Origin of the sequence: Bacillus sp. E214, from assembly GCF_008087365.1 — a bacterium.
Lineage (GTDB): Bacteria > Bacillota > Bacilli > Bacillales > Pradoshiaceae > Pradoshia.
Window position 1 is genome coordinate 86,361 of record NZ_VENN01000003.1, and the last position, 16,184, is coordinate 102,544.

Annotated in this window: 14 protein-coding genes; 9 read left to right on the forward strand and 5 right to left on the reverse strand. The window is 37.3% G+C overall.

What is annotated here, in order from left to right; all coding sequences use genetic code 11:
- Nucleotides 1–32 precede the first annotated feature (32 nt).
- The 4 genes from FHY47_RS12860 to FHY47_RS12880 all read right to left on the reverse strand — a co-directional run bounded on the left by FHY47_RS12860 (nt 33) and on the right by FHY47_RS12880 (nt 3,282).
- Nucleotides 33–248, reverse strand: coding sequence for an alpha/beta-type small acid-soluble spore protein (locus tag FHY47_RS12860; protein WP_066101945.1), 216 nt, complete (start codon nt 246–248; stop codon nt 33–35).
- Nucleotides 249–899: 651 nt separating this feature from the next.
- A complete protein-coding gene (locus FHY47_RS12870; protein WP_066101941.1) occupies nt 900–2,000 on the reverse strand; it encodes an ABC transporter ATP-binding protein in 1,101 nt (366 codons plus the stop codon).
- A 135-nt stretch (nt 2,001–2,135) separates the two neighbouring features.
- Complete coding sequence (locus tag FHY47_RS12875) at nt 2,136–3,035, reverse strand: PucR family transcriptional regulator (RefSeq protein ID WP_066101938.1); 900 nt, start codon at nt 3,033–3,035, stop codon at nt 2,136–2,138.
- A 31-nt stretch (nt 3,036–3,066) separates the two neighbouring features.
- Nucleotides 3,067–3,282: a YheE family protein gene (locus tag FHY47_RS12880; RefSeq protein ID WP_066101936.1), complete on the reverse strand. Its 216-nt coding sequence runs from the start codon at nt 3,280–3,282 to the stop codon at nt 3,067–3,069.
- Nucleotides 3,283–3,481: 199 nt separating this feature from the next.
- On the opposite strand from FHY47_RS12880, the gene FHY47_RS12885 reads away from it, so the two are divergent.
- The 5 genes from FHY47_RS12885 to FHY47_RS12905 all read left to right on the forward strand — a co-directional run bounded on the left by FHY47_RS12885 (nt 3,482) and on the right by FHY47_RS12905 (nt 9,225).
- Nucleotides 3,482–4,618, forward strand: coding sequence for a DUF445 domain-containing protein (locus tag FHY47_RS12885; RefSeq protein ID WP_066101932.1), 1,137 nt, complete (start codon nt 3,482–3,484; stop codon nt 4,616–4,618).
- 93 nt (nt 4,619–4,711) lie between these two features.
- Entirely contained in the window at nt 4,712–5,062 is a 351-nt protein-coding gene (locus tag FHY47_RS12890; RefSeq protein WP_066101929.1) for a YlbF/YmcA family competence regulator, read from the forward strand.
- 171 nt (nt 5,063–5,233) lie between these two features.
- A complete protein-coding gene (locus FHY47_RS12895; RefSeq protein WP_066101926.1) occupies nt 5,234–6,103 on the forward strand; it encodes an HAD hydrolase family protein in 870 nt (289 codons plus the stop codon).
- A 673-nt stretch (nt 6,104–6,776) separates the two neighbouring features.
- On the forward strand, nt 6,777–8,279 hold the full coding sequence (locus FHY47_RS12900; RefSeq protein ID WP_066101923.1) for a coproporphyrinogen III oxidase: 1,503 nt from the start codon (nt 6,777–6,779) through the stop codon (nt 8,277–8,279).
- Between the two features lie 154 nt (nt 8,280–8,433).
- Nucleotides 8,434–9,225 carry an enoyl-CoA hydratase gene (locus tag FHY47_RS12905; protein ID WP_139891505.1) on the forward strand — a complete coding sequence of 264 codons (792 nt, stop codon included), beginning with the start codon at nt 8,434–8,436 and terminating at the stop codon, nt 9,223–9,225.
- Nucleotides 9,226–9,271: 46 nt separating this feature from the next.
- On the opposite strand, the gene FHY47_RS12910 is transcribed toward FHY47_RS12905, so the two are convergent.
- On the reverse strand, nt 9,272–9,457 hold the full coding sequence (locus FHY47_RS12910; protein ID WP_139891504.1) for a YhzD family protein: 186 nt from the start codon (nt 9,455–9,457) through the stop codon (nt 9,272–9,274).
- Nucleotides 9,458–9,609: 152 nt separating this feature from the next.
- Between FHY47_RS12910 and FHY47_RS12915 the strand changes: the two genes are divergently transcribed.
- From FHY47_RS12915 to FHY47_RS12930, 4 genes are all read left to right on the forward strand, one after another.
- Nucleotides 9,610–10,509 carry an ABC transporter ATP-binding protein gene (locus tag FHY47_RS12915; protein ID WP_148630830.1) on the forward strand — a complete coding sequence of 300 codons (900 nt, stop codon included), beginning with the start codon at nt 9,610–9,612 and terminating at the stop codon, nt 10,507–10,509.
- Entirely contained in the window at nt 10,502–11,740 is a 1,239-nt protein-coding gene (locus FHY47_RS12920) for an ABC transporter permease (protein ID WP_139891502.1), read from the forward strand. Before FHY47_RS12915 ends, FHY47_RS12920 begins: the two co-directional genes overlap by 8 nt.
- A 192-nt stretch (nt 11,741–11,932) precedes the next feature.
- Nucleotides 11,933–13,180 carry a metallophosphoesterase family protein gene (locus FHY47_RS12925; RefSeq protein WP_139891501.1) on the forward strand — a complete coding sequence of 416 codons (1,248 nt, stop codon included), beginning with the start codon at nt 11,933–11,935 and terminating at the stop codon, nt 13,178–13,180.
- An 18-nt stretch (nt 13,181–13,198) separates the two neighbouring features.
- Nucleotides 13,199–16,177 carry an ATP-binding protein gene (locus FHY47_RS12930; protein ID WP_139891500.1) on the forward strand — a complete coding sequence of 993 codons (2,979 nt, stop codon included), beginning with the start codon at nt 13,199–13,201 and terminating at the stop codon, nt 16,175–16,177.
- Nucleotides 16,178–16,184: the final 7 nt, after the last annotated feature.

Genomic DNA, 16,184 nt, shown 5'->3' on the forward strand with positions numbered 1-16,184 from the left:
GGGGTTTTAGCCATTTTATATGAAATTTTTAATTAAGATTGAGATCTGCCGCTGATTTGTTGTTCACCCATACGAACAAGTCTTTTTGTGATTTCCCCTCCAACAGATCCGTTTGCGCGAGCTGTTGTTTCAGCACCAAGTTGTACTCCAAACTCAGTAGATATTTCGTATTTCATTTGATTGATTGCTTCTGCTGCACCTGGAGCAACCAATTGATTAGAGTTATTGTTTGAGCTGTTTTGAGCCATGATGTTAATCTCCTTTAAAAAAATGATTTATTTGGCTGGGTCAGTCGGATTTGAACCGACATACAGGAGATTATCGTATGAAATCTCCTAAGCCCTAAACGGCTTGACCCATTGATGTGAGTGCGTCTTTCTACTAGCTAGTATGGAAGGTCACACTTTAATTTATACATAGATATAAAAAGGTAAAAGCTGGAGTTGATAAGATTCGTAAGGGTGTACAAGCAGGAAAATATTATCTGGATTCCATGAACATAAAAAATCTCATGGGTGAAACGCTAAGGAAAAGAAAAGGTTTGGAGAGGATAATATGGAATGTCCTTTATGTAATGGTCTAACTTCTATAGAATACTTATGTAAAAATTGTGATATAAATATGGAGGACTTTGGGAAGGTAATGGATTACTATGACGACTATAGTGCATACCTGGAAACCAATATACAAAAACAAACGGACGGAGATCCTCAATCGGTAAGACAAAATATATGCAAACATCTTTTATCCTGCAGTCAATGTGGAAACGACGAGGTAGTATCTATTCACGAAATGTATATTTGAGAATAATTATAATTCCTGAAAACTGAATTAAAGCCATATCAGGAAACAAAAAAGCCAAAATCCCGAGAGATTTGGCTTTGAGTTTTTATAATTAATTATGGGCGAATTCTTAACTCAGTGTCTTTATCAAAGAAGTGTGCTTTGTTGATATCTAATCCTAATTTAATGGTATCCATTGGACTGATATCAGAACGGGAATCGATACGTGCTACGATGGATTGACCTTCAATTTGAGTATAGAGCATCGTTTCAGCACCCATTAATTCTGCCACTTCAATTATGCAGCTGACTGTAGTTTCTGGGGATGCATCCATGAATATAGGTTCATCATGGATATCCTCAGGACGAATGCCAAGGACAACGTCTTTACCTATATAGTCTTGTTTACGCAAATAGCTTAATTTACCTTCAGGTACGGCGATGCGAGTGCTGCCGGTTACAAAATATCCATCTTCTAATTTCCCATTAATAAAGTTCATGGCAGGAGATCCGATAAATCCACCTACAAAGATGTTTTCTGGATTTTCATAAACGTCTTTCGGTGCACCGACTTGTTGGATGAAGCCGTCTTTCATAACTACCAGACGAGTAGCCATTGTCATTGCTTCTGTTTGGTCATGTGTTACATAAATTGTAGTTGTATTTAATCTTTGATGAAGCTTAGCGATTTCAGCACGCATTTGTACGCGCAATTTAGCATCCAGGTTAGACAAAGGCTCATCCATAAGGAAAACTTTTGCGTCACGAACGATAGCACGGCCCAATGCAACACGCTGACGTTGACCGCCGGAAAGAGCTTTTGGTTTACGATTTAAATATTCCTCGAGACCAAGAATACGTGCTGCATCTTTAACGCGGCGATCGATTTCAGCTTTATCAAATTTACGAAGCTTTAGTCCAAAAGCCATATTATCATATACACTCATATGAGGATATAATGCATAGTTTTGGAAAACCATTGCAATATCACGGTCTTTTGGAGGTACATCATTCACGCGTTTATCATCAATATAGAAGTCACCTTTAGAGATTTCTTCTAATCCGGCGATCATACGTAAGGTTGTGGATTTACCACATCCAGATGGACCTACGAAAACGATAAACTCTTTATCTTTTATGTGTAAATTAAAATCGGTTACTGCAGTTACCTTATTATCATAAACTTTATAAATATTTTCTAATTTTAACTGAGCCATCTTTAAATGTCCTCCTTGATAACTATGTAATAATGAAACCCTTTTCACAAATAATTTTACTAGTCTAATAGTTAAAAATATATGTTCAATTTGCACAAATAAAATGATTATGAAATGGGCTGGTTGCACTTATAGTTAATTTGTATTCTCCAGTAACCGGATGGCTAAATAGGCACATAAGCTGTCTTCGAATTTTCGAACATCGAGATTGGTAATTTCATAAAATTTATCAAGACGATATTTTAGACTGTTACGGTGAAGAAAAAGCTGTTTTGCAGCAACAGTAGCATTGGCATTAGCTTTAATGTAAATCATAATAGTTTGGAGTAGATCTTTTTCATTTTCTAAAGTGCCGAGTAGATTTTTAGCTAGAGTTATACATAAAGTTTGATTTTTACCTAGTAATAAAAGATCCAAAAAAGCTGAAGAAAAAGTAATGACTTTATCTTTTGAGTTATACAGACGTATGGTTTTAAAGCAAGTATCTTCTGAAGAAAAATACGTTATGATTTCATTCGAAAGCGGATAATTATTTCCTATAAATAAACGGAAATGTGCGTATAAATCGCTTTCAAGGGTATGAATGACAGCATTAAAATCTTGATTTGTGAGCAAAGTGGATTTGGTGTTTTCTATAATGACTCCGCTAGATGGGTCCTTCCAGCAAATGACCGGGTCATGAAAAAAGCCATTTATAGCATCGGAGAAGTCTGTAATATTAATATCATTGTTTGGAAGATTATAATGAATAAAGCGGTATGACCCATCTTCAATTTTCGGCAATGGTGCAGAATCCTGTTGGTATAATAATTTGTGCCAATGCATTTGCTGGGCAGATCTATTAAGTTCTTCAGTATGAAGCAAAAAGGGTTCTAAAAAAATATTTAATAGAGCCAATTGATCAGATGATACAGACCTTTTTGGAATACCGATATATTGATTCGCATTTTCTATGTACCAATAATAGGATTGATCCTCCAACGGATATGAAACACGGATTGCGTTGGGAAAGAGTATAAGTAAGTCAGTGTTCATGAGTAATCCTCCAAATATTTTGTATCATAGTCTATTGATTATCATATACATGATAAAGCATCAATTCGTGTACTCTAGATTCTAATTCTGCTTTAGCATAGTCAGATGGTTGTGTTTCAATCCAGGTAATAGAACCATCTTTATGGTAAACTCCTTTATACCGTTTTTTTTCAAAGTAGAAGGAAAACTTCCAACCAGGTATTTTTTCTGTTTCATATAATGATTTCCATTCAAAATGATTAATCAATAGATTGCACCTCAAATCTAAATTTAATAGCAATAATCATAATTATACACTTTAAATAAGCATTTATATCCAATTACAACCTCGTATAAGGAAAGCTAGCATCAAAATCTTTGAAAAATGGACACCGATGGTTGCAATTTAATAGTAGAAAAGACTAAACTATTTCTTACAAACAGGAAGTTTTAAAAAGGAGCTACTTATGGGTACATTTATAACGATTATCACAGTGGTTGTAGTAGGGGCCTTAATAGGCGGTATTACAAACGCCTTGGCCATAAAAATGCTATTCCACCCCTACGAGGCTATTTATATCTTTGGTAAACGCTTGCCATTTACGCCTGGGTTAATACCGAAAAGACGAGACGAATTGGCTGAGCAGATGGGGAAGATGGTTGTAGAACACTTAATCACTCCAGAGAGTATTAAAAATAAACTGCTTACTGGTACTGTCAAAGTGGAAGCTAAGAGAATTGGAGAAAATATATTAGATAAAACAATTTTTTCTGAGATCTCTATAGAAAAGGCGCTTGAAAAAGCTGGGTTGGCTGACATTCCGGATTTAATCGTAAGAAAAATTGAATCGCATTCAACAAATTGGTTAGAGGATTGGTATTTGCAGCATAAAAATAAACCTATAGCAACCTTTATACCAGCAAGTGTTGAGGAGAAAATAGAGAACAAAATACCGGATGTATCTCATTATATCTTGGATAAGGGAATCGCTTTTTTTGCCAGCAATCAAGGTAAGGAAAGACTTCAAAAAATGGCAGATGATTTCATGAGGGAACGGGGAAAACTCGGTGGAATTATGCAGATGCTATTAGGAAATGTAAATCTTGGCGAGAAACTTCAGCCGGAGATTATTAAATTTCTCTCAAATCCTGGGACTAGGGATACGCTGACACAACTCCTGCATAGTGAGTGGCATAAAATAAAACATAAGCAGATTTCAGACGTGGAGGAATTCTATTCATTGGATGAAATGAGAAGTTTACTCTATAAAGGAATTATAACCGGCTATAAAAAAGTGGATTTATCGAATCTGACACTTAATCAGATAACTGGTGAATGGAATGAGACCATCAAGGGAAGATTGCTGCCAAATGTTATTGAAGAGGTTGCAGCGATTTTAATTGAAAAAGTACCAAGCATAATGGAAAAATTGAAACTAAAGGAAATTGTCCGTGATCAGGTTGCTTCTTTTCCGGTGGCTCGTCTGGAAGAAATGGTACTGTCTATCACAAAAAGTGAATTGAAAATGATTACGTATTTAGGAGCCCTATTAGGAGGCTTGATTGGAGTTTTCCAGGGAATCTTTATGATTTTGATGAATTAAAACCATTCCAGTAAACATACAATGGATGTATAATGCTTTCGATAATGGTATAGTAAGAGAGACTTCAGTGTAATAGAAAACAGGAGGTATATGATGTCAGTTAATTTATATGATTTAGCGTATACAGTAGAAAAAGGAATACGTGAAAGTGCAGAATACCAAGAACTAAAGAATCAATACAATGCGATAATGGCTGATGAGCAAGCAAGAACGATGTTTAACAATTTCAGAGATATTCAGCTAAATCTTCAGCAAAAACAAATGATGGGTCAGGAAATTACTGAAGAAGAAGTAATGCAGGCTCAAAAAACTGTTGCGCTTGTGCAACAACATGAAGCGATTTCTAAATTAATGGATGCTGAACAAAAAATGAGCGTCATCCTTACAGATCTCAATCGTATTATCACAAAACCATTGGAAGACTTGTACGGAACACAATCCTAAGCATATATGGAACCGATTAGTGTCGAAGCTTCTCTGCCAGTTAGATTTATTTAATTGGTGAAGGGAAGTTCAGGGCGCTAAATCGGTTCTTTTTTCTTTATAACTGTTCTATTTCTGCCAAAATCCTCATACAGAATGTATATGGGCATCATGAAAGGTGGATTGGACATCATGGTATATAAACTGTTAATGATTAATATGGATGGTGCACTATTATCTTCAAAAGGAAAACTCCACACTCATACAAGAGAATCAATTGAATACGTTGCTAAAAAGGGAGTAGAAGTAGCTCTGATGACCTCTGAAAATTATGACTATACACAAAGAACCGGAAAAGCTCTTAGATGTAATCCGCATATTATTGCGCATCAGGGTGGCTTTATTTTGGAGAATCTTCATAATCCGATTTTTGTTAAGCGAATACCTGAGAACACTACCCTCGATATCATTCGTTTTTTAGAAAAATTAAGCGGGCACATCCGTTTAATTCATGAGGATATGACAATCGGAAATAGAATGGATCTTCCAACACCGCTCTTTGCAAGAATCAAATGGACGCCGGGAGAGACCAATATATATGCCCAGCAATTTGTAGATTCTCTAGATGAGTATTTACGCACCCATCCGATGTCTCCATTGCAAATTGATATATATATAGATAAGAAACAGGACAGAATAGATGCAAAGTCTGGTCTTGAAGCGATGTTTGAAAACGTAATGATCCAGGAGAGTCATCCGAATAAACTTGTGATTTTACCAGAACAAGTCACAAAAGAGAAGGCTTTTAACTACTTATTAAAAAACAGGGGTATAGCAGCAAATGAAGTGGTCTTAATTGGCAGTGATCAAGATGAATCGGAGCTGGTAAGAAATGTGGGACTTGGTGTAGCTGTGGCAAATGCTGATGCAGCGGTAAAGCGCTCAGCCAAATGGATTACCCGCAGTAATGATGAACTGGGTGTGGCCTATCTCATTAAAGAGGTATTCAGAAGACAGCATCCAATTGGCTTCTTAAAAAAGATGAATATCAAAACTGACTAAATAGGTGTTGAAGGTGTTTTTTACCACCTACCAAAAGGATGGCTCCTCTGGGGTTATCCTTTTTTATTGGGCTTCGGTAATAAATATTGTCGGTTTAGGGTTTCGTTATGATGATAAAGGTGCTATGTAGGGCTGAAACAGTTTTCTTGGCAATTAAATTAATTTTGTGTACTTAATTCTTGGCAAGAGATGTAGGATATTCAGCCCAACGAGGATGAATCCAGCCGAATTGAGCATAGATTCAGCTTAACTTCGTAATAATCCGGCCGATTCAGCTGAAAATCCAGCCAAACTCCGTAATAATCCAGCCGATTCAAACAATAATCGAGCCAAACGCCTAAATGGGGCCATTCCTTTACTCTTTTGATGGAATCCAGCTTCGGCTTCTAGGAACTCAAGTCATCAGTAAATACTCAGCGGAGGCCTGCAGGATTTAGTTCACAATGATCTTTCTACGCGATGTGGTGCTTCTTAGTCTTTGCTCAATAGGACCCTTCCTCTCAGTACTCTTCTTATGCTTGTCGCTCCTAGGCAGTCTCCTAAGCTTTTTTATTGGCTGAATAGCTTCATTCCCAAATAGTCATGATAAGGAAGAGATGGTTTATTTGTGATTGACCGCTGTCTTGATGTTCAGTAAACTGATATGGATTGAATTTTTGAAAAGGGGATAGGCATGCGTATTTTAATAAATGGCATTGAGGATGAAAGGCTGTATCGGCCCTTATCTTTAATTGCGGACTTATTTTTTGAAGAGGCAACACTGCTTAATAGCGATGAATCACCATCGGATTTATCAATTACATTAAAACAAGAAATGATTAATCATACATTATATACAAAAGCGATACTAGAGGATTCTACATCTAATAAAGTACATGAATCCACATTTGAAAGAGATGTCTTGAATCAGACGGATGAAAAGGCTCTTTTTAAGCAAAAAAAGCATTCCTATTCTTATGTTTTTTTAAAGGTTTTGGAACAACATACAGGAATGATTCAGAAGTGGGGATTGTTGACAGGTGTTCGTCCCACAAAATTGTGGCATCAATATGTGAAAAAGAATATAGATGCATCTGTTGCCAAGAGAGAGCTGAGCGCCTCCTACTCCATTACAGACGAGAAATTAAATTTACTGGAGGAAATTGCTGACCGTCAATTAGAAGTCATTCCAGATTTATATGATTTGAAAAGGGAAGTGAGCATTTATATAGGAATTCCTTTCTGCCCTACTAAATGCGCCTATTGTACATTCCCCGCTTATGCAATTAATGGACGTCAGGGAAATGTAACATCATTTCTGGGTGGACTGCATTATGAAATGCGAGAAATCGGTAAATGGCTGAAGGACAATCATATAAAAATTACTACTATTTACTTTGGCGGCGGTACACCTACGAGTATATCAGCTGAAGAAATGGACATTCTTTACGAGGAACTATATGAATCATTCCCTGATATTAAAAATGTACGGGAAATTACGGTGGAAGCAGGTCGGCCGGATACGATTACACCGGAAAAATTGAAGGTCTTAAAAAAATGGAATATTGATCGAATCAGTATTAATCCACAGTCCTATACACAGGAAACATTGAAGGCGATTGGGCGACATCACACGGTAGAGGAAACAATTGAAAAATATAAACTGGCTAAAGAGGCCGGTATGAATAATGTGAATATGGATTTAATTATAGGGCTTCCGGGTGAAGGTGTCCCTGAATTAAAGAATAGTTTACACGAAACAGAAAAATTGATGCCGGAATCATTGACTGTTCATACGTTATCCTTTAAACGGGCTTCTGAGATGACGAGAAATAAAATGCGCTATAAGGTTGCGGATCGTACGGAAGTAGAACAAATGATGAATGAAGCTGAAAAGTGGACTGCAGCCCATGGATACCATCCATACTATTTATACAGACAAAAGAATATACTGGGTAACCTGGAGAATGTCGGATATTCATTACCTGGAATGGAGAGCTTGTATAATATCCTGATTATGGAGGAGCAGCAAACGATCATAGGACTTGGATGTGGGGCAGCAAGTAAATTCATTGATCCTGATACTGGAAAAATCACGCACTTTGCCAACCCAAAAGATCCAAAATCCTATAATGATAGTTATGAGCATTATACAACTAAAAAAATTGATTACTTAAAAGAATTATTTTTGCGCTGAAATTAACAAACCGAGTTCTTGTTTGGATGAAGAACTCGGTTATTTTTTCTTCTAATATACAAATAATTCTAATAAATTACACCTTTTTTGTGTTAAAACGCTTACATAAACCTTTATAATAAATATATATCAAATTTGAAAGGGGATTTTGCCAGTGAAACCTGCCTCTATTATCAAGAGCGTGCTTGTGGAAAAGGAAGGCACTGTAGCTACCGTGTCATTAAACCGTCCTGAAGTATTAAATGCTCTTAATAAAGAGATGCTTGTTGAATTAAACAAGGAATTAAAAGCATTGAGTCTTGATGAGGAAATTACAATTATTATTCTTAAAGGAAATGGCAACGGATTTTGCTCAGGCGGCGATATAAAATCGATGTTTAATTTAGGCAGTGAAAAAGATTTTTATGGAATAATGGATTGTATTAACGAACTAGCCATGGCCATGTATACGATGCCAAAATTAACAATTGCAGCAGTTCACGGGGCAGCAGCGGGACTTGGATTCAGCCTTGCCTTGGCCACTGACTGCATTATTGCAGAGCAGGAGAGTAAATTAGCCATGAATTTCATTGGGATCGGCTTGATTCCTGATGGCGGAGGGCACTTCTTTCTAGAACGAAGACTGGGAGAATTGAAAGCTCAGGAAGTAATCTGGGAAGGTAAAGTGATGAGCGCTGAGCAGGCATCAGAAATTGGATTGGTTGATCTGGTAACAACGAATAGCCTTGAGGATGAGGTTCAGAAAAAGGTAAAAGAATGGCAGGCAAAACCAATTTTGTCTATGATCCGGACGAAGAAAATTCTTGCTGAAACAAATCGTCCTAAGCTATTGAAGATGCTTGAATTGGAGAAATACTCGCAATATGTAATGAGACAAACAGAGGATCATGAAGAAGGTATCAAGGCGTTTGTTGAGAAAAGGAAGCCTAATTTTAAAGGGAAATAAAAAGGTTTGTATGATTCCGTTATAAACGGATCATACAAACCCTTTCTTATCTATGGAATAATAGTAGCTTGCCAAGCGGTGAGGTGAACCGATGTGTCTTTTCTTCGTATTCTTTTTCAGCTAAAAGCTTTTGTCCAAGTTCTTTTGCGCTTTCATCATTCTCTGCCTGAATCGATTCTTCTAAAATCTTTTCACCATCTGCTTCAAACACGGTTAATTTATAGATTTTCATCTTTATTCCTCCTAAATTCAGCTGATCAGCAGTTGATATTATTTTCGCATAAGAAGACAAAATTTGTAAAGTTTAGAATTACCTTTCAATTCTCTGGGCGGATAGATTAGAATATATATAGACATAAAAATTGATAAAAGGGGGAAATGCTTTTGACTTTACTGGTAAATAACGTAGTAAAACAATTTGGAGAATTTACAGCAGTAAATCATCTTTCACTTGATGTGGGAGAGGGAACGATGTTTGGTATGCTCGGGGCAAACGGGGCTGGTAAGACTACTACTTTCAGAATGATTCTTGGTTTATTGGACCCTACAGAAGGGAGCATTAGTTGGAAGGGAAGGAAAATTGACTATTCCACAAGCTCGACGATAGGTTATCTTCCTGAAGAGCGAGGGTTGTATCCAAAGATTAAAACGGGTGAACAATTAATTTATCTGGCTCGTTTGCGAGGGATGAACAAATCGGATGCAATGCAAGAAGCAAAAGTCTGGTTGGATCGCTTTAATGTCCCGGAATATTTCGATAAAAGAGTTGGTGACCTTTCTAAAGGAAATCAACAAAAAATACAATTTATTGCCTCTGTTATACATAAGCCAGAATTGTTAATTTTGGATGAACCATTTAGCGGTTTGGACCCTGTAAATGTTGAATTATTAAAAAAAGCGGTTCATGATTTAAGAAAAAACGGAACAACTATCGTCTTTTCCAGCCACCGTATGGAACACGTAGAGGAATTATGTGAACAGCTCTGCATACTTAAGCAAGGAGAGGCAGTCGTTAATGGTTCACTAAAGGATATCAAGCGTTCCTATGGCAAAAAGAATGTATCTATACATGCTGATTTTGATCTTAAATTCCTGACTGATTATCCTGGTGTGACAAAAGCAGTAGAAGTAACGGAAGGAATTCATTTGCAAATTGCGGATGAGAAGAATGCCGAATTAATCTTACAGGATACAGTTAAGCGTGGTTTCATACGTAAATTTGAATTGGAAGAACCATCCTTGAAGGATATCTTTATTGAAAAGGTTGGTGCTCAATATGAATAAGTTTTGGATTATGACATTTCAGACGTATATATCAAAGGTTAAAAGTAAGTCATTTGTCATTTCGACTGCAGTTATTTTATTAATGGTTCTCGCTTTTACGAACTTGGATCGAATTATCGGTTTGTTTGATGAAGGTGATACAACAATTGGAGTTGTGGAAAATTCAGGCAATTTCTATGCCGCACTGGAAAAGCAGCTTGATAGTAGTGGGAGCGAATTAAGCCTGAAAGCATATAAATCTGAAACTGAAGTAAAGAAAGCTGAAGAAGAGGGAGAATTGGAAGGATATTTATTGCTTGAAGAGCAAGACGGTATTCCAATAGGTGTCTATAAGGCCCAATCCATCGCCAATTCAAATGAAAGTACAGAAATTCAAAATGCTTTGCAGCAAATACAAACAAGTATTCTAACAAAGCAGGTTAACATAACAGATGAGCAGCTGGCAGCTATCTATAAGCCCGTTTCCTTTGAAGTCGTCCCATTAAATAATCAGGCTAAATCAGAGGAAGAGCTTAATCAGGCCCGCGGCCTAGTCTATGTGATGATCTTTGTCATTTATTTCTCTGTTATTGTGTATGCCGGTATGATTGCCAACGAAGTGGCCATTGAAAAATCATCACGTGTGATGGAGATCTTAATTTCAAGTGTGTCACCAATTCAGCAAATGTTCGCGAAAATCACTGGAATTGCTCTGCTGACATTGACACAGCTTGCCATATTTGTGCTGGTTGGATATTTATCATTTAAAAGCAGCAGTGGGATGGGAGAAATTTTCGAGGCTTTTGGCTTTGACAATATGAAAGCGAAGACGATTGTTTATGCGGTTATATTTACCTTCTTAGGCTATTTATTATATGCAACAATGGCAGCGTTTCTTGGTTCCTTAGTAAGTAAGATTGAAGACTTGCAACAAATGATCATGCCAATGACCATGCTGGTTATCCTGGCTTTCATGCTTGCCATGACCGGGCTTGGCAATCCGGAAGCAACCTTTATAAAGGTGTCATCCTATATTCCGTTCTTCACGCCTATGCTAATGTTTATGCGTATAGGAATGCTTGAAATATCCAATATCGAAATTGCGATAAGCATTGGTATTCTGCTTGTGACGATTGGACTATTAGCCTATTTTGGAGCTAAAGTCTATAAAGGCGGAGTTTTAATGTATGGAAATTCAAGTTCTTTTAAAGATATTAAAAAAGCACTTGATTTAACAAACAGCAATAAGTAAACAAGGACTCACTTCCAAATGGGAAGTGAGTTTTTTATGGTTCTTAGCAGTAAATTTAGTTTGCCTAAATAAAGGAATCCTTTGCAATCCCCTTGCTCATTACGGGGAGGTCATATTTATCTAATTGTATTTGTATATGAGATAATTAAATTTACGTTTTTTTTGATTAAAAGAACAATCGTTTGTAGTAAAATGGCATGGAAGGAGTGTGGTACAGTGCGAGGCGTAAAATTTATACATGCAGCTGATCTGCATTTGGGCAGCGTTTTTTCAGGATTTCAGCATATGCATAGTGCCATTTATGACAAAATAAAAAACAGCGGATATTCAGCATTAACAAGGCTTGTGGATACGGCAATTCAGGAAAGAATCGATTTTGTTATTTTTGCTGGAGATATTTATGATAATGAAGAACGAAACTTGAAGGCACAATTGAAATTTAAGGCTGAAATGGAAAGATTGGAAAACTATTCGATTCCTGTCTATTTAATTCATGGAAATCATGATTACATGAATGGGAATTACTTTGATATAAGCTTACCAGCGAATGTTCATCTGTATGGACGCGAAGTAGAAGTTAAACAATTTATTAAAGAAAATGATGCAACTACCGTAAATCTTTATGGATTCAGTTATGATAAGCGCCATATACATGATCGGGTTATTCAGGAGTATAAAAAGGCAGACGATGCTGATTATCATATTGGTATATTACACGGTAATTTAGATGGAGAGAGTGCTCATGGAAACTATGCTCCTTTTACCAGAAGTGAGCTGCTTAGTAAGCAATTTGATTACTGGGCTCTCGGGCATATCCATAAACGAATGGAAATTCTGCAGGAACCACCAGCCATTTATCCAGGCTGCTTGCAGGGGAGAAATAAAAAAGAGACAGGTGAAAAAGGCTTCTATCTAGTCTCCATGTCAGGGTCAGATACTTCTTTAGAATTTGTACCTGTATCGACAGTTGAATGGAAAACGGAAACCATTCAGGCAGATCATATTTCATCTGTAAACGAACTTATTGCTGAACTGGATAAAATAAAAGAGGGTGCGTATGAGCCGGATAAGTCTATTCTGCTGAATATCATGATCGATGCATCTGATTGCAAAATGAATCCTGAATGGCTGTTTGTGGATATGGATCATTTACTTGAAGGTCTACAGGATGAGGAGATGGATGAGATTTCTGTATGGATTCATTCCTGTACACTGATTCCACCCCGCTATGCAAGCGGAGGCGGAGAGCTGTCTGATACATTTATAGATGAACTTTTGAGGACAACTGTCAATATGAATTCTGAACAGTATCTGAAATACGGGGAAGCTCTCTTTACTCATTCTGCGGCAAGGAAATATATAGAGCCATGGGAGGAAAACGAGTGGCAGCAAATCTTGGACGAGGCAACGCTTGAATTAGTAAAGCGCCTGAATCGTTAAAAATGAGGAGAAAATGCTTTGATTATAAAGAAAATACATATATATGGATTTGGTAAATTTGTAGACTACAAACAAGAATTAACATCAGATATAAATGTATTCTACGGAGAAAATGAGGCTGGTAAATCAACGATTTTTTCCTTTATCCATGCCATGTTATTTGGATTCCCTGCTAAGAACCAAACAACAGCCTCCTACGAACCGTCGGGGAGCGGCCGGTATGGTGGAAAACTGGTCATTGAGCTCCCTGAAATAGGTGAAATAACGATTGAAAGAGTTAAAGGGCACCAGGGTACAGAATGTGGAGTTTATAACAGGTTTGGGAGAATAGGGGGGGAGGAGAAAATAAAAGAATGGTTGAAGGGAGTCGACCGAAACTTCTATGAATCTATATACTCCTTTAATCTAGACGGCTTGCAGGATATCTATCGTCTGGAAGAAGATCAATTGGGCAAATATCTCTTTTTTGCTGGCATGAGTGGCAGTGAAAGGCTTTGGGAGATGGAAGCAGGCTTGCAAAAGCAAATGGACAGTCTATTTAAGCCAGGTGGAAAGAAGCCTATTCTGAATCAAAAGCTGGCTGAATTAAAGCAAAGCTCCCAGGCAATTCAAAAAGCAAGGGAGAAAGAGAAAAGCTATAATACCTTTTTGAGCGAAGAAAGGGAACTAAGTAAAGAAATTTCGCTCACTCAAGAACAAATAGAGCGAATAAAAACGAACTTAATTCATTTAAAGGACTGGAAGAGACTGTTGCCATCCATTCAGGAGCTTGCTTCCATTGAAGTGCGCCTGTCAGAATTAGAAGAATCTCCTTTTCCGGTAAATGGGATGGGGCGCATGGGAAAGATAGAGGCTGAAAGGTCGGCAAAGGAAACATTTCTGCAAACTCAGTTAAATAAATTGAAAGTACTCCAAAATGAAAAGGATTCCCTCCAAGTCAATGAACAGTGGCTGGCAAGTGGGGAGAGGGTACGTCAAGCCGAGCTTTATAGTGATAAATTGATCATCCTACTCGAAGAAATTAGGACTCAATCGATCGAATTAAAGCATATAGAGGATAAAATCATTAAGCTTCAGGGAGAATTACATACACAATTTGATCCTGTTATGGTTGAAAGTTTTGATACAAGTATCTTTCGGAAAGAAGAAATTAAACAGATAGAATTAGAGAAGCATACACTTGCCAAGAAGAAGATGGAGCTTGATGCTCAGCTTGAAAAAGAACGAGTCAAATTGGAACAAATCGAGCAAATCACTGAAATTTATGAGAGAAAATTGTTGCCTGAAAATGAAAGAGAAAGGCTTAAAAGAATAGTAGAGCAGTATGAACATGCTGACAAGGCAGCACAGGAAGAGAAGTCAGCCAAGGAAGTCATCCAGCGATTAAAGCAACGAAGGAATCAAGCGTTGGAATCAGAGAAAAAGGGTAAGAAAAAACAGAAAGTTATTCTGGGCTCGGTCTTACTGGCTTCCATTTTGGCGGTTCTTTTATTAATCTTAGGCGGACAGCTTGGCGTTGCATTGATTGTGGCGGTTGTTGGTATCGTACTCGTTATATATATAAATTCGATGAATGGCAATCAATTGCAATCTGAGGAATTAGCGAAAGAAATTAACTACTATGAGGAAATTGTAAAAAAATCATCTTCGATTTCAATTGATGAACAAAGTTACAGAATGCAAAAAAGTATGCTTGAAGAGGATACGGCAAATCGAGAAAAATACAAGCTGGAATCACTGCGCAAAGAGCAACAGGAAGCAATATTTGACAGTTTAATTGATTCCTTTGAAGAATGGGAAAAAGAGTTGGCGCTTTGTAAACATAAATTGATTACGCTCGGAAATGAATGGTCATTGCCTAATGAGGTGTCATGTACGATGCTTTCAGATGCTTTTGAGCGAATTGAACAAATTAAAAACCTTATGTTGGAGAAGAGCAAACTCATTTCATTGCTTGCTTATACAGAGGAGAAAAAGGATGAGTATATCCGCTATATAGGGAAGCTTTCAGAGGAATTTGGTGTTACGGGCACTCAAAGTATCGAGCAAATAAACTACTCTATTGTTCAGAAGTACAAAGAGAATGAATTGGTCAATAGGCAAAAAAATAATATGCTCGAAAAAATACAGGAGCTCGAGGAAGAAATTATACCTTTAAAGGACTTGTGCAGACAGCTAAATCAAGAAAAGCAGCAATTGCTTCAGGAAGCAGATTGTCATGAAGTGGAAGGGTTCTATCAGCGCGGTAGAGATGCCGAAGAAAGAAGTCAGCTCAGCATAGCAAAGAGACAATTGATTGGGCAGCTGGGACGTTATGCAAATCTCGATCAGTACCATTCTGTTACAGACTTGGTTTTAAAGGATAGAATTGAGGAACAAGAGGCTGAGCAGTCTTCCTATGAATCAACATTAAATCGGTTACGAAAAAGACTTGCAGAGGTAAAGTACGAGATAAATAGGCTTGAGGAGGATGGAACAGTAGAGGCGTTGCTTCATAACCATCAGCTTTTAAAACAGGAATTTCAAGTGTTGGCTAAGAAGTGGACAACGCTCAGCCTCATGAAGGGGACTCTGGCTGAGTCTATAACGACGTATAAAGAAGAAAAACTGCCTGCAATTATTGAACAAGCTAATGGGTATCTACGTAACCTTACGAATGGAAGATATGAAAAAATCCTATTCTCAGAAAATGGTGAGGGACTCTCTTTATTGGACCATAGGGGATTAGAGGTTCATTCGAAAAATTTGAGCAGAGGGACGGCAGAACTTACTTATGTATCTATAAGGCTTGCTTTAGCGGGTACGATTGATGGAAGAAAAGAATGGCCGCTGATCATGGATGATACGTTTGTCAATTTTGATGATAAGCGAACGGAAAGAATGATTTCTCTATTAAAGCATATTAGTAAAGAGGGGAATCAGGTTCTCTTTTTTACCTGCCATGATCATATTGCTGCGATGTTTAATGGGCAGAATATCATCCAATTAACAAGATGATTTTTAA